Source organism: Pseudomonas sp. S2_C11 (genome assembly GCF_054668395.1).
Genome location: NZ_CP162765.1, coordinates 3,253,395 through 3,278,208, shown reverse-complemented (window position 1 = coordinate 3,278,208; position 24,814 = coordinate 3,253,395). Strand labels below are relative to the sequence as shown.

General features: G+C 63.9%; 4 protein-coding genes. All 4 read left to right on the top strand.

What is annotated here, in order from left to right:
- Positions 1 to 91 precede the first annotated feature (91 nt).
- The 4 genes from AB4N48_RS14805 to AB4N48_RS14790 all read left to right on the top strand — a co-directional run bounded on the left by AB4N48_RS14805 (position 92) and on the right by AB4N48_RS14790 (position 24,673).
- The gene (locus AB4N48_RS14805; RefSeq protein ID WP_460093806.1) at positions 92 to 3,493 is read left to right on the top strand and encodes an amino acid adenylation domain-containing protein; all 3,402 of its coding nucleotides are present in this window, start codon (positions 92 to 94) and stop codon (positions 3,491 to 3,493) included.
- Positions 3,490 to 11,313, top strand: coding sequence for an amino acid adenylation domain-containing protein (locus AB4N48_RS14800; protein WP_460093803.1), 7,824 nt, complete (start codon positions 3,490 to 3,492; stop codon positions 11,311 to 11,313). The genes AB4N48_RS14805 and AB4N48_RS14800 overlap by 4 nt, the downstream gene beginning before the upstream one ends.
- A gap of 13 nt (positions 11,314 to 11,326) precedes the next feature.
- On the top strand, positions 11,327 to 23,641 hold the full coding sequence (locus AB4N48_RS14795) for a non-ribosomal peptide synthase/polyketide synthase (protein ID WP_460093801.1): 12,315 nt from the start codon (positions 11,327 to 11,329) through the stop codon (positions 23,639 to 23,641).
- A gap of 69 nt (positions 23,642 to 23,710) precedes the next feature.
- Entirely contained in the window at positions 23,711 to 24,673 is a 963-nt protein-coding gene (locus AB4N48_RS14790) for an alpha/beta hydrolase (RefSeq protein ID WP_150635780.1), read from the top strand.
- Positions 24,674 to 24,814 lie beyond the last annotated feature (141 nt).

Here is a 24,814-nt window from a genome sequence, read left to right as displayed (position 1 = left end):
GCTGGCGCGCTAAATCATCGCGCGGGCCATTCGTTCTTGTTGATACGACCGGGTCTCCAGGTCACGCCGCCGATCAGCAAGGACTCCACGCATGAATGCCGCAGACGCACAGAAACTAGCCCGCCGCTTTATCGAATTGCCCCAGGACAAACGCCGTCTGTTCCTCGCCGGCATGGCCCGCGAAGGCATCGATTTTGCGCAGCTTCCCATGACCGCCTGCGACGGCATCGCCGAGCGTGACGGCCTGTCTTACGCGCAGCAGCGCATGTGGTTTCTCTGGCAGCTGGAGCCGACCAGCGCCGCCTACAACCTGCCGATGGCGGTGCGTCTGGATGGTGAGTTGCAAGTCGAGGCACTGGAGCAGGCCTTCAGCCGTCTGGCGGCGCGCCACGAATGTTTGCGCACCACCTTCGGCCAGGACGGCGAGTGTGCCTTCCAGCGTGTGGCCGAACCAAAGCCACTAAAACTGCCCGTCACTGACCTGAGCACGGTGCCCGAAGCGCAGCGCTGGCCGCTGGCGCAGCAGCACATGATGGCCGAGGCGACCCAGGCCTTCGACCTGCAGAACGGCCCGCTGCTGAGTCTGCGTCTGTTACGCCTGGCCGAGCAGGAACATGTGCTGCTGCTGACCCTGCATCACATCATCGCCGACGGCTGGTCGATGAACATTCTGATCGACGAATTCATGCGCACTTACGACGCGTTGGTCGCCGGGCGTGATCCGACGCTGGCGCCGTTGAGCGTGCATTACCGCGACTACGCACTGTGGCAGCGCAGCTGGCTGGAGGCCGGTGAGCGCGAGCGGCAATTGGACTACTGGCGCACGCAACTGGGCGACGAACATCCAGTGCTGGAATTGCCCACCGATCGCGCCTATCCGGCGCAGTCCAGTCATCAGGGCGCACGCCTGGAAACGGTGATCGACGCACCCCTGCGCGAAGAGCTGAAAAACCTTGCCCAGCGTCAGGGCGTAACCTTGTTCGTGGTGTTGCTGGCAGCGTTCAAGACCCTGTTGCATCGCTACAGCGGCCAGACCGATATTCGTGTCGGCGGGCTGATCGCCAACCGCACCCGCAGTGAAACCGAAGGGTTGATCGGCTTCTTCGTCAACACGCAGATTCTGCGCAGCGTGGTCACCGCACAAACGCCCTTCACCGAGTTGCTGCAGAACCTGCGCCAGGCCGCCCTCGGCGCCCAGGCCCATCAGGATCTGCCGTTCGACGCCCTGATCGAAGCCCTGCAACCGGCGCGCAGCCAGAGCCACAATCCGCTGTTCCAAGTGATGTTCAACCACCAGCCGCTGGTCACCGATCTGCACCAGGCGCAACTGGCCTCGGGTTTGCGCGTGGGCTATTTGAGCGAGGAGCAACTGGCCGGCAGCGGCCGGCAACATGCGGCCACCAGTGACCTGATGCTCGACACTCGCGAGGAGGGCGAGCAATTGTTTGCTGCCTTCACTTACGCCACGGATATTTTTGATGCTTCAACCATCGCCGCGCTGGCCGGGCATTGGCGCAACATTCTCCAGTCGGTGTGCCGCGACCCGCAGCAGTTGATCGGCGATGTGGCGATGCTTGCCGAAGACGAACGCCACGCCTTGATCCAGGCCACCGCACCAGCGCCTCGTTTCATTAGCGTGCAAAGCCTGTTCGAAGCGCAAGTCGCACGGACCGCGCAAGCGCCGGCGGTGCGGTTGGCCACAGCGCCTGCGCCGGCATTCAGCTACGACGAACTCAACACTCGCAGCAATCGTCTGGCCCACCAGTTGCGCGCACAGGGTGTGGGCCCGGACGTGCTGGTCGGTGTCGCGCTGGGCCGCTCGCTGGAACTGGCGGTGGCGCTGCTGGCCGTGCTCAAGGCCGGCGGTGCCTACGTGCCGCTGGATCCGCAGACCCCGGCCGAACGCTTGCGCCATGTGCTCGCTGACAGCGGTTTGAAGCTGTTGCTCAGCGATCAGCAAAGCCTCGCCAGCCTGCCGACGCTCGACGGCATCGAATGCCTGTGCCTGGAGCAGTTGCCCGCCAGCGAGCAGAGCGGCAACCTGCCGGTCACGGTCGAAGCCGACAACCTCGCTTATGTGATCTACACCTCTGGCTCCACCGGGCGGCCGAAAGGCGTGGCGGTCAGTCATGGCGCGCTGAGCGAGTTCATTGCCCGCGCCATCGATTACAGCGATCTGCGCGAAGGCGACCGTGTTCTGCAATTTGCCACCAGCAGTTTCGACGGTTTCGTCGAGCAATTTTTCCCGCCGCTGTGCCATGGCGCCAGCGTGGTCATGCGCGATGCGCCGTTGTGGGACAGCGCGACGCTGCATCAGGTGATCATCGATCAGGGCATCACCCTGGCCGATCTGCCAGCGGCTTATTGGTATTGGCTGGTGCAGGAATACGCGGCGAAACCGCCGGCAAGTTTCGGCGCGCTGCGGCAGATTCACGTCGGCGGTGAAGCCATGGCGGTGGACGGTTTGCGCCTGTGGCAGCAGGCCGGGCTCGGCCATGTGCGCCTGCTCAACACCTACGGCCCGACCGAGGCCACGGTGGTCTCGACGATTCATGACTGCACTGCGCTGACCGCGCAGGACGTGTCGTGGCGCGGCATGCCGATCGGCAAGCGCCTGGCGGCGCGGCGTCTGTACGTGCTCGACGATGATCTGAACCTGCTGCCGCAAGGCGCGGTGGGCGAGTTGTACATCGGTGGGCCGGGGCTGGCGCGCGGTTATCACCGTCAGCCGAGCCTCAGCGCTGAGCGGTTCATTGTCGATCCGTTTGCCGACGGCCAGCGCCTGTATCGCACCGGCGACCGTGCGCGGCTGCGCGGCGATGGCGCGCTGGAGTATGTCGGCCGGGTCGATCATCAAGTGAAGATTCGTGGCTTTCGCATCGAACTGGGCGAGATCGAATCGCGCCTGCAGCAATGTCCGGGCGTTCGCGAAGCAGTGGTGCTGGCGGTGCCGTTCGCGGGCGGTGCGCAACTGGTCGCCTACGTTGTGACAGAACCTGCGGTGCTCGCCAGCGCGGCGACGCAAGCGGCATTCCGTCAGCAGACCCGCGCTGCGCTGCAAGCCAGCCTGCCGGATTACATGGTGCCGGGGCATCTGCTGTTGCTGGCGAACCTGCCGCTGACGCCGAGCGGCAAGCTCGACCGCAAAGCTTTGCCGACGCCGGATCCGGCGCAGTTGCAGGGCGATTACCGCGCCCCGCAATCGCCGGCCGAACAGTGTCTGGCACAGGTCTGGGCCGAGGTGCTGCACGTGCCGCGTGTGGGCCTGGACGATCACTTTTTTGAACTGGGCGGCCACTCGTTGCTGGCCGCGCAGGTGATTGCCCGGGTCAAGGAGCAGATGGGGGTGGTGCTGCCGCTGCGCAGCCTGTTCGAAAAACCGCTGCTGGCGGATCTCGCCGAAGTGCTCGGGCAACTGGCCGAGGCGAGCGGCGACGACGACTGGTCCGACCTGGATCAGTTCATGAATGCTTTGCAAGGAGAAGAAGTATGAGCGGCACGATGGCGGAACGTATTGCAAAAAGGTTCGTCGGCTTGCCGCTGGAACAGCGTCGGCTGTTTCTCGCCAAACTGCGCGAGGAGGGCAAGGACTTCAGCCTGTTGCCGTTGCCGGTCAGCCGCCACGACTGCGGGCAGATTCCCCTGTCGTTCGCCCAGCAACGCCTGCTGTTCCTGTGGCAACTGGAACCGCACAGCGCCGCGTACAACATGGCCGCTGGCTTGCGTCTGAAAGGCCGGATGGATGAGTCGGCCCTGAGCCGCTCGTTCGATCATCTGCTGGCGCGCCATGAAGTATTGCGCACGGTGTTTCACACCGACGGCGATCAAGCGCATCAGGTGATTCTCGAGCAGCAGAAAATTGCCCTGGACCGCTTTGATCTGACCGACGTCGCCGCGCAAGAGCGCGAAGAACTGCTCGCGCAACACGTGCAAGACGTCACCGCGCAACCGTTCGATCTGCGCCACGGCCCGCTGTTGCGCGCCAGCCTGTTTGCTTTGGCCGACGATGAGTTCGTGCTGGTGGTGAGCATGCATCACATCGTCTCCGATGGCTGGTCGATGGACGTCATGGTCAAGGAATTCGTGCAGTGCTATCAGGCGTTCAGCCTGCAGCGCGAGCCGCAATTGCCGGCGCTGCCGTTGCAATACGCCGACTATGCGATCTGGCAGCGGCGCTGGCTGGAGGCCGGCGAGGGTGAACGCCAGCTCGACTACTGGCGTCAGCAATTGGGCGACGAACATCCGCTGCTGGAAGTGGCGCCGGACTTTGCCCGACCGCTGACGCAAAGCTTTGCAGGACAGACCCTGAGCTTTGATTTCGGCACCGACCTGTCGCAACAGCTCAACGTCTTCGCCCGCAGCCAGGGCATCAGCCTGTTCATGCTGGTGCTGGCCGGGTTCTCGCTGTTCCTTTCGCGTCTGGCCGGCGAGCGCGACATTCGTGTCGGCGTGCCGAATGCCAACCGTGGCCGCGCCGAAGTCGAGGGACTGATCGGTTTCTTCGTCAACACCCAGGTGCTGCGTTGCCAGGTCGATGAGCGCGGCAGTTTCGCCGATTTGCTCGCGCAGGTGCGTGAAGCGGCGTTCGGCGCACAGGCACATCAGGAGTTGCCGTTCGAGCAACTCGTCGACGAATTGGTCGCCGAACGCACCCTGGGCCACAACCCGCTGTTCCAGGCCAAGTTCAACCAGAACGTCGGCATGCAGAAACAACGCTCGATGGCCTTGCCCGGCCTGACTGTCGGCGAATACCCGCTGGCCAAGGACGGCACGCACTTCGATCTGGCCTTGGATATCACCGACGACGGCGCGCTGATCCACGGCCAGATGACCTACGCCAGCGATCTCTATCGGGCGGAAACGGTCGCCGGTTTTGTGCCGATGTTGCTGGACCTGTTTACACAGTTGCTCAACTCGCCGCAGGCGCCGCTCCACACGGTAGCGACGCCACGGCCTGCTGCGCTTGCCAGCCAACGCGAACCGGCGTTGACGGTGTTGCAACACTGGGCGCGTGAAGTGGCCCGGCAGCCGCTGGCGCTGGCCGCTCGGGATCTCAAGCAAACGGTGACTTTCCAGGCGCTGGATGAACAAGCCAACCGTCTCGCCCATTATTTGCGTGCGCAGGGCGTCAGTGTCGGCGAACCGGTGGCGGTGCTGCTGGAGCGTTCGCTGGACTGGCTGACTTGCCTGCTGGCGATTTTCAAGGCTGGCGCGGTGTACATGCCGCTCGACGTCAAGGCGCCAAGCGCGCGCCTGCAACAGATGCTCGGCGCTGCCCAGGCGCGGGCGCTGATCGGTGCTGAAGGCGACGCACGGCTCAGCGAATTGGCGGCTGAGGGCTGTCAGGGTCTGGAGTTTGCGCCGGGGCAGTGGCGCTCGCTGCCGACGTCCGCGCCTGAGCTGACGCTGTATGCGCAGTCGCCGGCCTACGTGATTCACACCTCCGGTTCCACCGGGCAACCCAAGGGCGTGCTGGTCAGCCACGGCGCGCTGGGCAGTTATGTGCGCGGTGTACTCGAGCGTCTGGCGCCGGCGCCCGAGGCGAGCATGGCGCTGGTCTCGACCATCGCCGCCGACCTTGGCTTCACCGTGCTGTTCGGCGCGTTGTGCTCCGGTCGTTTGCTACATGTGCTGCCAGAAGAACTCGGCTTCGACCCGGATCGTTTTGCCGAATACATGGCCCGCCATCGCGTTGGCATGTTGAAAATCGTCCCCGGGCATCTCGCCGCGCTGTTGCAGGCGGCCAAGCCTGCCGATGTGCTGCCGGAACACGCACTGATCGTCGGCGGCGAAGCCTGTTCGCCGGCACTGGTCGAGCGTGTGCAGCAATTTAAACCGGGCTGTCGCCTGATCAATCACTATGGCCCTAGCGAAACCACCGTGGGTGTGCTGACCCATGAGGTCGAAGAACTCCCCGCGCAGGCGCGCAGTGTTCCTATCGGCACGGCGTTGGCCGGTGCCCATGTCTATGTGCTCGACGATGTGCTCAACCCGGTAGCCGATCAGGTCGCCGGTGAGCTGTACATCGGCGGCGACAGCGTTGCCCTTGGTTACCTGAATCAGCCGGCGCTGACCGCCGAACGATTCCTGCCCGACCCGTTCGGCGCAGCGGGCGCGCGGGTCTACCGCAGCGGCGACCGGGTCCGGCGCAACCGCAAGCAGGCGCTGGAATTCATCGGTCGTGCCGACGATCAGGTCAAAGTGCGCGGCTACCGTGTTGAGCCTGCGGAAGTCGCGCGGGTGTTGCTCAGCCTCGATGACGTCAGCGAAGCCGCCGTGCTCGCGCTGCCACTGGATGACGATCCGGCACGCCTGCAACTGCTGGCGTGGTGCGTGCCGGCAGCGGGCGCGAAGGTGCAGGCGAAGGATCTGCGCGAGCAATTGCAGGCGCGGCTGCCGGATTACCTGGTGCCGGCGCAGTTAGTGTTGCTGGAAAAGCTGCCGCTGACCGCCAACGGCAAACTCGACAAGCGTGCCTTGCCAGTGCCCGGCGTGGTCAGCCAGCAGTTCGTCGCGCCGGTCGGTGAGATCGAAGAGAAACTGGCCGCGATCTGGGCTGAGGTGCTCAAGCTTGAGCGGGTCGGCAGCAGCGATAACTTCTTTGAACTGGGCGGCGACTCGATCCTCAGCTTGCAGATCATCGCCCGGGCCAAGCGCCAGGGCATCAAGCTCAGCCCCAAGCAGTTGTTCGAAAAACAGACCATCGGCCAACTGGCTGCCGTGGCCAGACTGATCGAAGCCAAACCGGCTGCCGTCGCCGCACCAGTGGCTCGCGGGCCGTTGCCGTTGCTACCGATTCAGGTGCGTTTCTTCGAGACGCCGATTGCCCAGCGCCAGCATTGGAACCAGTCGGTAATGCTGCAACCGACCCTGGCGCTGGACGCCGTGCATTTGCGCAAGGCGCTGGCGACGTTGGTCGAACAGCACGAAGCGCTGGCCTTGAGCTTTGTGCAGTCGGGCGATCACTGGCAGGCACTGCCGCAGCCGCAGGGTGATGCCGAATTGCTCTGGGTACGCGAGCTGGACAGCCTCGATGCCTTGCCGGCCGTGGCCGACGCGGCGCAGCGCAGCCTGGATTTGCAACGCGGGCACTTGCTGCGCGCGGTGCTGGTCAACCTGCCGAACGCCGAGCAGCGCTTGTTGCTGGTGATCCATCATCTGGTGGTCGACGGCGTGTCGTGGCGCATTCTGCTTGAGGACTTGCAGCAGGCTTACCAGGCATTGGCGGCGGGGACGGCGCCGGTGTTGCCGGGCCAGAGCAGTTCGCTGCACAACTGGGCCGAGCAGTTGCATCGTTATGCACAGAGCGAAACGTTGGCGGCCGAAAGCGCTTATTGGCGCCAGACCCTGGCGGCGGCTGACGCGGCACTGCCACGGGATTTCGCCGAGGACAGCCAGACCCGCGCCCAGGCTGCCCGCGCCAGTACGCGCCTGAGCCAGACATTGACCGACAAACTGCTGAAAGTCGCCCCGGCGGCCTACCGCACGCAAATCAACGACCTGTTACTGACCGCATTGGCGCGGGTGTTGTGTGACTGGAGCGAGCAGCCTTCGGTGTTGATCCAGCTCGAAGGCCATGGTCGTGAAGACCTGTTCGACGACATCGACCTGAGCCGCACGGTCGGCTGGTTCAGCAGCCTGTTCCCGGTGCGCCTGACCCCGCAGGCCAATCCCGCTGCATCGCTGTGTGCGATCAAGGAGCAACTGCGCGCCGTGCCGGGCAAAGGCATCGGTTATGGCGTGCTGCGTTACCTCACGCGTGCTGCCGAGTTGCAGACGCTGGCGCAACCACGGGTGACCTTCAATTACCTCGGTCAGTTCGACGGCGCGTTCAGCGCCGAGCAAGGCGCGTTGTTCTTGCCAAGCAGCGACGGCACTGGCGCCAATCAGGATGGACAGGCACCGCTGGGCAATTGGCTGAGCGTCGACGGACAGGTTCTCGGCGGTGAGCTGGAACTGACCTGGACCTTCGGCACCGGCATGTACCGCGCCGAGACCATCGAGGCGCTGGCCGAGGCCTATCGCCGCGAACTGCAACGCCTGATCGAACATTGCTGCGCGAGCGGCGCAGGTGGCGTGACACCCTCGGATTTCAACCTCGCCAACCTGACCCAGGCGCAGCTGTCGGCGCTGCCGATGGCGCCGCGTGACATCGTCGATCTGTACCCGCTGTCGCCGATGCAGCAAGGCATTCTGTTCCACAGCCGCAACGAGCCGGACAGTCCGGCTTACACCAATCAGCTGCGCGTCGACGTCGAGCAGCTCGACGCCGAGCGCTTCCACCAGGCCTGGCAGCAGACCCTCGAAGCCCACGATATTCTGCGTACGGCGTTCGTCTGGCCGCAGGATGCCGCCGCGCCGGTGCAGGTGGTCCGCAGCCGTGTGCAGATGCCGTGGCAGGTGCAGGACTGGCGCGGTCGCGCCGGCCTTGATTCAGCACTTGATCATCTCGCCACTGAAGACCTGCACAACGGTTTCGATCTGCTCGACGCACCGCTGTTGCGCGTGACGTTGGTGCGCATCGCTGAACACACTCATCACCTGATCTACACCTGCCATCACATCCTCATGGACGGCTGGAGCACTTCGCAGTTGTTCGGCGAAGTGCTGCAACGCTACGCCGGCATCACGCCGGGCGCAGGGCAGGGGCGTTATCGCGATTACATCGAATGGCTCGGCCAGCGCGATCAGCAAGCCAGTCGGCAGTTCTGGCGCGCAGCGCTGGCGGACCTTGAACAGCCGACGCGACTGGCCAGTGCCATGCCGGTCAGGCAAACGGCGAGTGGCTATGCCGATCACGAGCATGTGTTCAGCGAACCGCTGACCGCCGAACTGAACCGCTTCGCCCGCGAGCAGAAAGTCACCCTCAACACGCTGGTACAAGCGGCGTGGCTGCTGCTGTTGCAGCGCTACACCGGCCAGGATCACGTGGCGTTCGGCGCGACGGTCGCCGGGCGGCCGACGGATTTGCCGGGCGTCGAGCAGCAGATCGGTCTGTTCATCAACACCTTGCCGGTGGTGGCGGCGCCATCGCCGGAGATCGGCGTCAGCCAATGGCTGCAACAGGTGCAAGACCTCAATCTGGCCTTGCGCGAGCACGAACACACGCCGCTGTATGATATTCAGCGCTGGGCCGGGGCGGGTGCCGGGGCATTGTTCGACAGCATTCTGGTGTTCGAGAACTATCCGATGGCCGAAGCGCTGGCGCAGGGACCGCAGACGGGTCTGAAGTTCTCGGCAATCCGCCGGCAGGAGCAGACCAACTATCCGCTGACGCTGGTCGCGGTCACCGGCCGCGAGCTGAGTCTGGGCGTGAGTTTCGATCAGGCCAGCTTCGACGTTCAAGCGATCCGCGCGTTGAGTGCGCAGTTGCAAGGCCTGCTCGAGCAGTTCCTCGCCGACGCCACGCAGCCGCTGGGCGCGCTGCAACTGCTCGCCGAGCCACAACGGCAACAAGCGATCGAGTGGGGCAAGGCGCCGGTTACCACGCCGGATCAACGCACGGTGCTGGCGCACATCGCCGCGCAAGTGCAACGACAGCCACAGGCGAACGCGGTGCTGTTCGCTGAGCAATCCATCGCTTACCAAAACCTCGATACCCGGGCCAATCGTCTGGCGCACAAGCTGCAAGGCATGGGCGTCGGGCCGGAAGTGCGCGTCGGCGTGTGCATGCGCCGCACGCCGGACATGCTGGTCGGCTTGCTGGCGATCCTCAAGGCCGGTGGCGCTTATGTGCCGCTGGACCCGGATTACCCGCAGGAGCGCTTGCTGCACATGCTCGACGACAGCCGCGCGGCGGTGCTGCTCACTGAGCCAGCGGCCTTGGCGATGCTGCCCGAAACCTTGAGTGCGCAGGTGCTGCTGGTGGACGAGAACGTCGCCAGCGAATACCCGGATGCTGCGCCACTGGTTAATCTCGCGGCAGACAATCTGGCGTACGTGATCTACACCTCCGGCTCCACCGGCAAGCCGAAAGGCGTAGCCATCAGCCACGGCAATCTGTCGGCGCTGATTCAGTGGTCAGCGGGTGTCTATCGCGAAGAACAATTGCGCGGTGTGCTGGCCTCGACCTCGATCTGCTTCGATCTGTCGGTGTGGGAAATCTTCGTCACGCTGGCCTGCGGTGGCTGCCTGGTGCTGGCCGACAACGCTCTGGCGCTGACGGATTTGCCGGCGCGCGAGCAGGTCACCCTGATCAACACTGTGCCGTCGGCGATTGCCGCGTTGCAACGGGCCGGGCAGATCCCGACTTCAGTCGGCACCATCAATCTGGCCGGCGAGCCGCTCAAGCAGAGTCTGGTCGACAGACTCTACGCCAGCACTCAGGTGCAGCAGGTCTACGACCTCTACGGGCCGTCGGAGGACACCACTTATTCGACCTTCACCCTGCGCACACCGCAGGGCCGGGCGAACATTGGCCGGCCGCTGGACAACACCGTGGCCTACCTGCTCGACAGTCAGTTGCAGGCGCTGCCCGAGGGCGTGGCGGCCGAGCTGTACCTGGCGGGTGCCGGGGTGACGCGCGGCTATCTGCGCCGCGCCGCGCTGACCGCCGAACGCTTTGTGCCGAATCCTTACGCGAGCAATGGCGAGCGCCTGTACCGCACCGGCGATCTGGTGCGCCAGGGCGACGATGGCAACATCGAGTACATCGGTCGCGCCGACCATCAGGTGAAGATTCGCGGCTTCCGCATCGAGCTCAGCGAGATCGAAGCGCGTCTGCTGGAACTCGACGATATCGGCGAAGCGGTGGTACTGGCGCAGGACGGCGCCGCTGGCAAACACCTGCATGCCTACCTCGTCGCGGCGCCGGACAGCGAGCGGTCGACGCTGGCCGAGCGGGTGCGCAATGCGTTGGCCAGTCGCTTGCCGGCGCACATGGTGCCGGGGCATCTGCACCTGATCGACGCGATCCCGCTGACGCCCAACGGCAAGCTCGATCGCAAGGCGCTGATGGCGTTGGGCGAGAGCCCGACGCAGGAGCAATACCAGGCGCCGCAAAGCGATCTGCAATGGGAGGTCGCCACGATCTGGCAGGAGGTGCTGGAAGTCGAGCGGGTCGGGCTGGCGGACAACTTCTTCCAGCTCGGCGGCCATTCGTTGCTGGCGACATTGGTGGTGACCCGGGTGCAGGAACGTCTGGGCGACAAGGTGCCGCTCAAGGCGCTGTTCGAAACCGACACGCTCAAGGATTTCTGCGCGCGGATCGAAGCGCTGCGCGTCGAAATGTCGCCCGTTCAGGATGAATTGGCTAAATCACTGGAGGCCCTCAAACGTCTATCCCTCGATGATCTGGAAAAACTGATTTCTTGAGAGGGAAAAACGCGTGCAAGAGTTAATCGAGTCGGTAGGACAACTTTCGGCTAAGCAAAGAAAGGCTCTGGCGGTTCTGCTCAAGCAGAAAGGCGTCAACCTCTTTGACATTGCCCCGGTTTTCAAGCGCACGGCTGAAGAGCCGTTGCTGCTGTCCTACGCTCAGCAGCGCCAGTGGTTCCTCTGGCAGTGGGCACCGCACAGCGCGGCCTACAACATTCCGACGGCCCTGCGCTTGCAGGGGCCGCTGGATGCGCCGGCACTGGAACGCAGCATCGCGGCGCTGATCGAACGCCACGAAACCTTGCGCACGGTGTTCTCTCAAGACAGCGCGCAACCCTTGCAAGTGGTCCTGCCCGCAGGACCTTTTGCGTTGGAGATTCATCACCTGAGCGCTGATCTGGCGAATGACCCGGAGCGTTCGATCCAGGCTTTCGTCCAGACCCAGAGCCAGAAGACTTTCGACCTGCAGCACGGCCCGTTGCTGCGAGCCGCGCTGCTACAGGTCAACCCCGCTGAGCATGTGCTGGTGCTGACCCTGCATCACATCGTTTCCGATGGCTGGTCGCTGCAAGTGATGATCGAGGAACTGGTGCAGCTCTATGCCGGTTTCAACCTCGGTCACGACGCCGGTCTGCCGGCCCTGCCGATTCAATACGCCGATTACGCGTTGTGGCAGCGCCAGTGGATGGAGGCCGGTGAGCAGGAGCGACAACTGGCCTACTGGCAGGCCAAGCTCGGCGGCGAACAACCGGTACTGGAACTGCCGCTGGATCGCCCGCGCGCGGTGGAGCAGAGCTTCGCCGGCGCCAGCCACAACCTGATTCTCGACCCGGCGCTGAGCCATGCCCTCAAAGCGTTTGCCCGGCAGGAAAACGTCACCCTGTTCGTGTTGCTGCTGGCTTCGTTTCAGGCCTTGCTGCATCGCTACAGCGGGCAAAGCGACATCCGTGTCGGCGTGCCGGTGGCCAACCGTGGCCGGGTAGAAATCGAGCGGCTGATCGGCTTCTTCGTCAACACCCAGGTGCTCAAGGCGGACATCGACGCAGAGCTGCCGTTTGTCGAACTGCTGCGTCAGGTCAAACAGACCGCCCAGGAGGCGCAGGCGCATCAGGACTTGCCCTTCGAACAACTGGTCGAAGCGCTGGAGCCGGGCCGCAGCCTCAGCCACAGTCCGCTGTTCCAGGTGATGTTCAACCACCAGGCCGAGCGCCGTGCGAGCGTTGCGACGCGCCTTAACGGCCTGAACATCGAACCGCTGGAATGGCAGAGCCAGACCGCGCAATTCGACCTGACCCTCAACACCACCGAACAGCTTCACGGCATCGAAGCGGTGCTCAAGTACGCCACTGACCTGTTCGACGCAGCGACCATCGAGCGACTGGCGCAACACTGGACCGCGCTGTTGCAGGCGATCGTCGCCGAGCCGACTCGGCGCATCGGCCAATTGCCGATGCTCGACGCCGGCCAGCAGCAACAGCTGTTGGCGCAATGGAATCCGTCGCTGATTGAACAACCGCTGACCCAGTGCATCCAGCAAGCCATCGAGGCCCAGGCCGAGCGGCATGCCGATGCGGTGGCGGTGAGCTTTGCCGGGCAACGCCTGACTTACGCTGAACTCAATCACCGCGCCAACCTGTGGGCGCATACGCTGCTCGAGCAGGGCGTCGGCCCGGACGTGCGCGTCGGCGTGGCGGTGGAGCGTTCGCTGGACATGATCGTCGCCATTCTCGCGGTGCTGAAAGCGGGCGGCGCCTATGTGCCGCTGGACCCGAGCTACCCGGATGACCGCTTGAGCTACATGATCGACGACAGCGGTATTCAATTGCTGTTGACCCAGGGCCATTTGCTCGGGCAATTGCCGCTGCCGCCGGGGCTGATCTGCCTCGATCTGAATCAGGCGCCGGAGCACGGCATCGCAAGCAACCCGCCATGCCTGACCACGCCGGACAATCTGGCCTACGTCATCTACACCTCCGGTTCCACCGGCAAACCCAAGGGCGCGTTGCTGCCGCACGGCAACGTGATGCGCCTGTTCAGCGCCACCGCGCACTGGTTCGATTTCGGCGCGCAGGACAGCTGGACGCTGTTCCATTCCTACGCGTTCGACTTTTCGGTGTGGGAGATTTTCGGCGCGCTGTTGTACGGAGGCAAACTGGTGGTCGTGCCCCACGATGTCAGCCGTTCGCCAGAGGATTTCTACACGCTGCTGTGCGATGAAAATGTCACGGTGCTGAACCAGACACCGTCGGCGTTCAAGCCGTTGATGCAGGTCGCCTGCGAGTCGAGCCGCAGTAATACCCTGCGTTACGTGGTGTTCGGCGGCGAGGCGCTGGAAGTACAGAATCTGCGCCCGTGGTTCGAACGTTTTGGCGACCGCGCGCCGACGCTGATCAACATGTACGGCATCACCGAAACCACCGTGCACGTGACCTACCGGCCATTGTCGCTGGCGGATCTGCAGAGCAATCACAGCAGCCCGATCGGCGCGCCGATTGTCGACCTGTCGTGGTACTTGCTCGACAGCTCGCTCAACCTGGTGCCGCAAGGCTGCATCGGCGAGTTGTACATCGCCGGTGCCGGTCTTGCACGCGGTTATCTGAATCAGGCTGGCATGAGCGCTACCCGCTTCGTGCCCGACCCGTTCAACCGCAAGGCCGGCCAGCGTCTGTACCGTACCGGCGACCTCGCACGGCTGCGCGGCGATGGGGTGATCGAGTACATCGGTCGTATCGACCACCAAGTGAAGATCCGTGGTTTCCGCATCGAGCTCGGCGAAATCGAAGCGCAACTGCTCAAGCATCCACAGGTGCGCGAAGCGGTGGTGCTGGCGGTGGACGGTCTCAGCGGTCAGCAACTGGCGACCTGGGTCGTGCCGGTTGAGACATTGAACGCGGACGAGCAGGGCGCGCTGCGTGATTCGATCAAGGCGCACCTGCGCGAAACCCTGCCGGATTACATGGTCCCGGTCAGTTGGGCGTTCCTTGACCGGCTGCCGCTGACCGCCAACGGCAAGCTCGATCGCAAGCAACTGCCGCAGCCGGACGTTGCGCAGGTGCAAGAAGCCTACGTGGCGCCGCGCAGCGAACTGGAACAGCGTCTGGCGGAGATCTGGCAGGACGTGCTCAAGGTCGAGCGGGTAGGGCTTCACGATAATTTCTTCGAGCTGGGCGGCGATTCGATCATTTCGATTCAAGTGGTCAGCCGCGCTCGGCAGGCTGGCATTCGCTTTACGCCCAAGGACATTTTCCAGCATCAGACCGTGCAGCGTCTGGCCACCGTCGCGCAACAGAGCGACGCGGTGCAAACGGAGCAGGGCGAAGTGTTTGGCGATGCGCCACTGACGCCGATCCAGCAGTATTTTTTCCACAGCGACATCCCGGCGCGGCATCACTGGAACCAGTCGATCCTGCTGACCCCGGCGAAAACCCTGCAAGCCACTGCGCTGCAACAGGCCCTGGCGCAGGTGCAAAAACAGCATGACGCCTTGCGTCTGCGTTATCGCCAAACCGAGCAGGGCTGGCAGCAAAGCCACGGCGCGGCGGATCAGCCACAAGACTTGTTGCGCAGCTTTACGCTGGACGACAGCGCGGCACTGCCAGCGCTGTGCCTGGACCTGCAACGCAGCCTCGACCTGCACAACGGCCCGCTGATCCGCGCGGCGCTGATCGATATGCCGGACGCCAGTCAGCGTCTGTTGCTGGTGATTCATCACCTGGTGGTCGATGGCGTGTCGTGGCGGATCCTGCTCGAAGACCTGCAGAACGCCTATCAGCAGATCAGCAGCGGACAGAGCGTGCATCTGCCGGCCAAGACCAGCGCGTTCAAGGACTGGGGTTTGCGCCTGCAAGAACATGCGCGCAGCGCGGCGCTGGGCAGCGAACTCAGCTACTGGCGCGAGCAGTTGCGCGACGTTCCGCTCGGTTTGCCGCTGGATAATCCGCAGGGCCAGTTGAACAACCGCTTCGAACGCAGCGTCGACACGCGGCTGGACGCCGAACGCACTCGCCAGTTACTGCAACAGGCCCCGGCGGCCTACCGCACTCAGGTCAACGACCTGCTGCTGACCGCACTGGCGCGGGTGCTCTGCGAGTGGACCGCCAGCGACAGTGCGCTGGTGCAGCTCGAAGGCCATGGCCGCGAAGACCTCTTCGATGACATCGACCTGAGCCGCACCGTGGGCTGGTTCACCAGCATGTTCCCGGTGCGCCTGACACCAAACGCCAGCCTGGAAACCTCGATCAAAGGCATCAAGGAGCAACTGCGCGCGATCCCCAACAAGGGCATCGGCTTCGGCTTGCTGCGTTATCTCGGCACCGCCGAAGCACAAGCGGCACTCCATGAACTGGCGCAACCGCAGGTGACGTTCAACTACCTCGGCCAGTTCGATAACAACTTCGATGAAGACGCCTTGTGGCGGCCGGCCACCGAGGACAAGGGCGCCGGTCAGGACGCGAACGCGCCGATGGCCAACTGGCTGACCATCGATGGCCGGGTTTATCAGGGCCAGTTGAGCCTGACCTGGACCTACAGCAGCGACGTTTTCGAAGAGGCGACCATTGTCGGTTTGGCCCGTGCCTACGAAGTGGCGCTGAGCGAATTGATCGACCACTGCCTCAGTCATTCCGGGGGGCTGACTCCGTCCGACGTGCCGCTGGCCGGTTTGTCCCAGGCGCATCTGGACAGCCTGCCGATCGCCGCCCAGCGCATCGAGGACATCTACCCGCTGGCGCCGATGCAGCAGGGCATTCTGTTCCACAGCCTGTACGACGCGGATGCCAGCGCCTACGTCTATCAGATGCTGCTGGACATCGACGGCCTCGACGTCGCGCGGTTCCAGCAAGCCTGGCAACGGGTGGTCGATCGCCATGAAGTGCTGCGCGCCGGTTTCATCTGGGGCCGCGATGGCCTCGATGCGCCGTTGCAGGTGATCAACCGCCAACTGACCCTGGAAATGCCGGAAATCGATGTGCGCGATGCCGCCGATCTGCCGGCGGTGCTTGAAGCACGGGCGCAGGCCGACCGCGAACGTGGCTTCGATCTGCAGAATCCGCCGCTGTTGCGCCTGTGCCTGCTGCGCACTGCCGACGATCGCCATCGACTGATTTTCACCTGCCACCACATCCTCATGGATGGCTGGAGCAACTCGCGGATGTTCGGCGAGGTGCTGCAGGATTACGCCGGCCAGCCGGTGCCGAGCGCGCAGGGTCGCTATCGGGATTTTCTGGTGTGGCTACAGGGCCAGGACAAGGCGGCCGCGCAGGAATTCTGGCGCGGGCAACTGGCCGAACTCGACGAGCCGACCCGACTGGCCTCCGCCTGCCACGGACGCACCGTGCCGGGGCCGGGCAAACAGATGCATCGTCTGCATTTCGATGAAGCGTTGACCCAGCGTCTGAACAGCTTCTCCCGTCAGCAACAGGTGACCCTCAACAGCCTGGTGCAGGCGGCATGGCTGCTGGTGTTGCAGCGCTACACCGGCCAGGCCACCGTGGCGTTTGGCGCCACGGTATCCGGGCGTCCGGTGGATTTGCCGGGCATCGAAGAACAGCTGGGGCTATTCATCAACACCTTGCCGGTGATCGCCAGTCCGCAGGCCACCCTCAGTGTGGGCGACTGGGTGCGCAGCGTGCAGGACAAGAACCTGCTGTTGCGCGACTACGAACAGACGCCGTTGCAGGACATTCAGCGTCTGGCCGCATTGAGTGGCGAAGCGCTGTTCGACACTTTGCTGGTGTTCGAGAACTACCCGGTGTCCGAAGCGCTGGAGGCCAATCCGGGCGGGCTGCGTTTTTCCGGTCTGGAGCACCGCGAGCAGACCAACTACGGTCTGACCCTGATCGCCGGCGTCAGCCAAGTGCTCAACCTCGATTTCAACTACCTCACCGAACACTTCGCCGAGCGCAGCGTGCTTGGTCTGGCGGCGCATTTGCGTGAAGTGCTCGAGCAATTTATCGCAGCGCCGCAGCGGGCACTCGGCGAGATCGGTCTGCTGCCGCTGGCCGAACGGCAGACGCTGGCGCAGTGGAACGACAATCACGCGGCTTATCCGGCCGAGCGGTTGATCTCGCAGAGCTTTGAAGCACGGGTCGCAGCGCATCCGCAGGCACTGGCGTTGAGTCATGCCGGCGTGGCCCTGAGCTATGGCGAACTGAACCTGCGGGCGAATCAGCTGGCCCGGCATTTGGTGACGCTGGGTGTCACCGCCGAAGTGCGCGTCGGCGTGGCGCTGCCGCGTTCGGCGGAACTGGTGATCGCCCTGATGGCGGTGCTCAAGGCCGGCGGCACCTACGTGCCGCTGGACCCGGACTACCCGGCCGACCGCGTGGCCTACATGCTCGACGACAGCCAGGCGAAAGTTCTGCTGACCCAGCAAGCGTTGCTGGCGCAACTGCCGTTCACCGAAGCGCAGGTGGTGCTGGTCGAGGCCGGCGGTGAGGCGTTCGCCGCGCAAGCGCCGGACAACCTGCCGGCGCGCGCCGACTCGAGCAATCTCGCCTACGTGATCTACACCTCCGGTTCCACCGGCAAACCGAAAGGCGTGGCCATCGCCTATCGCAACGTACAGGCGCTGATTCATTGGTCCGCCGAGGTCTACAGCGAGGACGATCTGCAAGGCGTGCTGGCCTCGACGTCGGTGTGCTTCGACCTGTCGGTGTGGGAGATTTTCGTCACCCTGGCGCGCGGCGGATCCATAGTCATGGCGCGCAATGCTCTGGAGCTGCCCGACTTGCCCGAGCGTGATCAGGTGCGCCTGATCAACACCGTGCCATCGGCGATTGCCGCGCTACAACGCATCGGCCAGATCCCGGCGGGCGTGCGCATCATCAATCTGGCCGGCGAGCCGCTCAAGCAGGCGCTGGTCGACACGCTGTACCGCGAGACTTCGGTTGCCCACGTTTACGACCTGTACGGGCCGTCCGAAGACACCACGTATTCGACCTGGACCCGCCGCGAACTCGGTGGCCAGGCCAATATCGGCCGGCCACTGCGCAACACCACCGCGTACCTGCTCGACGGGCAATTGCAGCAAGCGCCGCTCGGCATCGCAGCGGAGCTGTATCTGGCCGGTGAGGGCATCACCCGTGGCTATCTGTTGCGCCCGGGCCTGACCGCCGAACGTTTCGTGCCCAACCCGTTGGCGAGCAACGGCGAGCGCATGTACCGCACCGGCGACCTGACACGTTTTCTGGATGACGGCCGAATCGAATACGTCGGCCGCATCGACCATCAGGTCAAGGTGCGCGGCTTCCGTATCGAACTGGGGGAAATCGAAGCGCGTCTGCTGGCCCAGGCCAGCGTGCGCGAAGGCGTGGTGCTGGCGGTGGACGGCGTTGGCGGCCAGCAACTGCTGGCTTATGTGGTACCGGCCGAGGCCGATCAAAGCCCCGCGCAACTGGACGCGCTGAGTGCTGAGTTGCAAGCCGCGCTCAAGGCGCATCTGCCGGACTACATGGTGCCGGCGCAGTGGCTGTTCCTCGAACAATTGCCCCTGACACCCAACGGCAAACTTGATCGCAAGGCTTTGCCGGCACCGGATGCCAGCCAGGCACAACGCGATTATGTCGCGCCGTCGACGCCGCTGGAGCAGCAGCTGGCCGAGGTCTGGCAGGACATTCTGAAGATCGAGCAGGTCGGCGTGACCGACAATTTCTTCGCCCTCGGCGGTGATTCGATCATCTCGATTCAACTGGTCAGCCGCGCGCGGCAGCAGGGCATTTGCTTCACGCCCAAAGACCTGTTCCAGCAGCAGACGGTGCAGAAACTGGCCGCAGTGGTTTCGCTGGCAGACGCGCAATCCGCCAGCGCTGCCGACTACCCGTTGGCGCAACTGGATCAGGCGCAGCTCGATGCCTTGCCGGTGCCGGCGGAGCTGATCGAAGACGTCTATCCGCTGTCGCCGATGCAGGAAGGCATGCTCTTCCACACCCTGTCGGATAACGGCAGCAGCCTTTACGTGCAACAGGTCAGCCTGCCGATCAAGGGCCTCGACGTTGAGCGTTTCCGCCGGGCCTGGGAATTCATCATTGTGCGTCAGGCGATCCTGCGCACCAGTTTCCATTGGCAGGACGGCCTGGCCAAACCGCTGCAGGTCGTCCATCGCCATGCGCCACTGCAGATGCAGGTGCTCGATTGGCGTGAGCAGGACTGCAGCGAGGCGGCGATTGCCGAGTTCGCCAGCGCTGATCGCGCGCTGGGCTTCGACTTGGCTGAAGCGCGATTGCAGCGGGTGACCCTGCTGCAGCTGGGCGACGAGCAGTACCAGATGATCTGGACCAGCCACCACATTCTGATGGACGGCTGGAGCAGTTCGCGGCTGTTCGGCGAGGTCTTGCAGTTCTATTCCACGGGCCAGGTGACTGGCGAGAACGGCCGCTATCGCGACTTTATTGCCTGGTTGCAGGCGCAGGATCAGGATGCCCAGGAGCTGTTCTGGAAAGCGCGTCTGGCGGTGGTCAACGAACCGACCGCGCTGAGTCAGGCGATGCACCCGCGTCATAGTGCCGACGTTACTGGTCACGATGCTATCTATTCGAACTGGGACAAAGCGCAAACCGCGCGCCTGCTGGAGTTCTGCCGCGATTTGCGCATCACCCCCAACACGCTGATTCAGGGCGCGTGGCTGCTGCTGTTGCAACGCTACACCGGCCAGCAGACGGTGACCTTCGGCGCCACCGTATCGGGGCGTCCGGAAAGTTTGCCGAACGTCGGCAACATGCTCGGCCTGTTCATCAACACTTTGCCGATCATTCAGACGCCGCGGGCCGATCAGCGCCTGGCCGACTGGCTGGGCGAAGTGCAGGCCTACAACCTCGACATTCGCGATTACTCCCAGGCGCCGCTGGCCGATGTGCAGCGCTGGTCGAACCTCGGTGGTCAGGCGCTGTTCGACAGCATCGTGGTGTTCGAGAACTTCCCGATCGACGAGCGCTTGCAGGAAGAAACCGACACCGAGCTGACCTTCGGCAAATCCATCGGCCACGGCGTGACCAACGTGCCGATGGACCTTGCGGTGATGCTCGGCGATGAATTGTCGATCGAGTACCTGTACCTGCGCAGCCACTTCAGCGCCGAGGCGGTGCAAGGCATTCGCCTGACCCTGGAAAACACCCTCGCGGCGATGATGGCCGCTCCGTATGAGCGGCTGGGTAACTTGCAGCGTCTGTCCGCCGAGCAATGGCAAGCGGCGCAGACCTGGAGCGCCGAACCGGCGCACCGCCATGAACCGCGCCTGTTGCCGGAGCTGATCAGCCGTCATGCGCAACAGCAACCGGATGCGATCGCAGTGCAATGCGCCGGCGAGAGCCTGAGCTACGCAGAGCTGGAGCGGCAGGCTAATCGACTCGCGCAGTGCCTGATCGCCCACGGTGCCGGGCCGGAAGTGGTGATCGGCGTGGCGTTGCCGCGCTCGCTGGAAATGCTGGTGAGTTTCCTCGCCGTGCTCAAGAGCGGTGCGGCGTACGTACCGCTGGACATCGATTACCCGCCGGAGCGTCTGGCCTACATGATCGAAGATTCGCGCATGGCCCTGCTGCTGACGCAAACCAGCCTGCGCGCGACGTTACCGGCGCCGCATGGCGTGTTGCGTCTGGAAATCGATCAACTCGATCGCAGTCTTTACAGCGATGCCGCACCGGTCTGCGATGTTCACGAGCAGAGCCTGGCGTATCTGGTTTACACCTCCGGTTCCACCGGACGGCCAAAAGGCGTGGCCGTCACCCAGGGACCGCTGAGCATGCACTGCCAGGCCATCGCTGAGCTGTACGAAATGGACGCGAGCAGTTGCGAGCTGCACTTCATGTCCTTCGCTTTCGACGGTGCCCATGAACGCTGGCTGAGTACCTTGTACAGCGGCGGTCGTCTGGTGATCCGCGACGGTTGCCTGTGGACCCCGGAGCAGACCTATCAGGCCCTGCACGATTACGGCGTGACCATCGCTTGTTTCCCGCCGGCCTATCTGAAGCAACTGGCCGAGTACGCGGCCGCCAGCGGCATCGCGCCGCCACCGGTACGCATCTACTGCTTCGGTGGCGACGCGGTGCCGGAACAGACTTTCGAACAGGTGAAAGCGGCGTTGCGTCCGCAGTACTTCACCAACGGCTACGGCCCGACCGAAACCGTGGTCACGCCGATGCTCTGGAAAGTCGCCATCAGCCAGCAGTGCGAAGCGGCATACGCGCCGATCGGCCGCGCGGTCGGTGCGCGTTCGCTGTACGTGCTCGACGACGATCTGAATCCGCTGCCGCCGGGTTTTGCCGGTGAGTTGTACATCGGCGGTTACGGCGTCGCTCGCGGTTACTACGGACGCCCCGACCTGACCGGCGAGCGCTTCGTGCCCAACCCGTTTGCCCCGGGCGAGCGCCTGTACCGCAGCGGCGATCTGGTGCGTCGTCGCCCGGACGGCGTGGTCGATTACGTCGGGCGCATCGACCATCAGGTCAAGGTGCGTGGCTTCCGCATCGAGCTAGGCGAAGTCGAGGCCAGTCTGCGCCAGTTGCCGGCGGTCAGCGATGCGCTGGTGATTGCCCGCGACAATGCCTCCGGCAAACAACTGATCGGTTATGTAGTCACCGCCACGGGTGATGATATCGGCGATGAACTCAAGGCCGGGCTGCGCGCTTCGCTGCCGGAATACATGGTGCCGGCGCAGATCGTCTGCCTCAGCGCATTCCCGATCACGCCCAACGGCAAACTCGATCGCAAGGCCTTGCCGGAGCCGGAGTTCAAAAGCGACGAATATGTTGCCCCGCGCACCGAGCAGGAACGCCTGCTGGCGGAAATCTGGGCGCAGGTGTTGCAGGTCGAGCAGGTCGGTATCAGCGATAACTTCTTTGAACTGGGCGGCGATTCGATCCTCAGCCTGCAAGTGATCTCGCGGGTGAGAAACCACCCGACCCTGCAGATGGAGCTGAAGCTGCGTGATCTGATGCGCTATCAAACCATCGCCGGCATCGTAGAGCAGCAAGTGGCGAAGGAGGGCGCCGGGCAAGCGTTGCCGGACCTGACTCAGGTCGCTGCAGAGGGTGCGTTCAATTTGCTGCCGATCCAGCAATGGTTCTTCGCCGAAGGCATGGCCGAGGCGCATCACTACAACCAGTCGTTGCTGCTCAGCGCACGTCAGCCGCTGGATCTCGACGCACTCGAACAGGCCCTGAGCTTGATCGAACAGCATCACGATTCGTTGCGTCTGCGTTTTTCCAATGACGGCGGGCGCTGGTTGCAGCGCTATAGCAGCAGCGCGTCCGACGAGGCTGTGCTGTGGCGCCGTGAAGCGCAAAGCAGCGAAGAGGTCGAAGCTTTGGCCAACCTCGCGCAGCGCAGCCTCAAACTCGATGACGGGCCGGTCTGGCGGGTCATGCATGTGGCCTTGCCGGATGGTCAGGCGCGGTTGTTGGTGGTGATTCATCACCTGGTGGTCGACACCGTGTCGTGGCGGATTCTGCTCGACGATCTGAAAGTCGCTTATGAGGCGTGCGTGCAGGGGCTGGCGCCGCAACTGCCGATTCGCACCAGCAGCTATCGTCCGTTTGCCGAGGCATTGCAGGCGCAGGCCCCAGTGATTGCCGAGCAGGAATTGAGCTATTGGCTGGAGCAACTGGATCAGCCCGGCGTTGATCTGCCGTGCGACAACCCGCGCGGCAAGAACCTCGTGCGGCAACAGGCGCAGGCGCGGCTCAAGCTGTCCCGCGAGCACACCGAACAACTGCTCAAACAGGCCCCGGCGGTGTACGGCACGCAGATCAACGACTTGCTGTTGTCAGCGCTCAGCCGCGCCCTGTGCCGCTGGAGCCAGCAACCGTCGGCGTTGATTTTGCTTGAAGGGCACGGGCGCGAAGACCTCTTCGAATCGATCGACCTGAGCCGCAGCCTCGGCTGGTTCACCAGCATGTTCCCGGTGCGTTTGCGCCCGGACAGCGATGACATCGGCCAGTCGATCATCGATGTGCAGGCGCAACTGGCGGGCGTACCGCAGAAAGGCATCGGCTATGGCGTGCTGCGTCATCTGGCCGGGCCGGAAATCTCGGCGCAACTGGCTGCATTGCCGCAGGCACGGGTGACGTTCAACTACCTCGGGCAGTTCGACCAGAGCTTCGATGAACAGGCGTTGCTGGTGCCGGCACTGGAAGAAACCGGCGACAACTACAGCCTCAAGGCCAACCTGGGCAACTGGCTGGAAATCGTCGGCCAGGTCTATGACGGGCAACTGGCCTTGCGCTGCATCTACAGCAGCCAGCGTTACCGCGCCGGCACCATGGATGCGCTGGTGAGCGATTACCAGCGTGAGCTTGAAGCGTTGATCGAACACTGCATGGCGCGGGCGGGTTGATCGCCCGGTCTTTTGCGCGGGCGCTGCCCAGGCGCGCCCGTCCTATTGCGGATACAAGGATTTTTAACGATGTCGTTACACCCTGATCTGGAAGCTTTCCTTGACCTCGCTCAAGACAGCCAGGACGCCGGCCTGCCGGCCATGCACCAACTGACCCCGAGCGAGGCCCGCGCCACCTTCGAGCAGACCACCGCGCAACTGCGCTGGCCGGCGCCGCAGGATCTTGAAGTCACCGAGATCGAAACACATGCCCGTGACGGTGCGGCGCTGGCGTTACGTTTGTATCGGCCCAGCGGTGTTGAATCGCCGCTGCCGGTGCTGGTGTATTTCCACGGTGGCGGATTTGTCGTTGGCAGTCTGGATTCCCACGACGGCGTCTGCCGCGAGTTTTGTCAGCGCACGCCGTGTGCGGTGCTTTCGGTCGGTTATCGACTGGCGCCGGAGCATCGCTTTCCGACAGCGCTGGAGGATGGCGAGGACGCTTTGGCCTGGCTGGCCGAACAGGCTGTGAGCCTCGGCCTGGATGGTTCGCGCGTTGCGTTTGGTGGCGACAGCGCGGGCGCCACGTTGGCGACGGTGCTGGCGATTCAGGCAGTGCGGCGGCCGCACACGGTGGCTATCGCGCCCAAGGCGCAGTTGTTGTGTTATCCGGTGACCGATGCTTCGCGGGTGCATGATTCGCGGCTGTTGTTTGGCGAGGGGTATTTGCTCGAGAACGACACGCTGGAGTGGTTTTATCAGCACTATGCGCGAGGGCCGGAGGATTATCTGGATTGGCGTTTTTCGCCGTTGCTGGCGGAGGATTTGCGTGGGGTGGCGCCGGCCATTGTCGTATTGGCGGGGTTTGATCCGTTGCTGGATGAGGGGCAGGCTTATGTCGACAGGCTGCGTGGGCAGGGGGTTGAGGTCGAGGTCGAGGTTTGTGCCGGGTTGACTCATGATTTGTTGCGGTTGGGGGCGGTGGTGCCTGGGGTTCTGGAGGTTTATTTGCGGGTTGGTGGGGCGCTTGCGCGGGTTTTTTGGATGGGGTGAATATCCGTTTTTTTTGGTGTTGCTGCTGGCGGTTTCGCCCTTACGGCGACTTACTTTTTTACAAGCGCCTAAAAAAGTAAGCAAAAAACGCTAGCTCCTGCGTTCGGCCCTCGCAGGCTCGGGTTCTTTCGCTCCGGGATC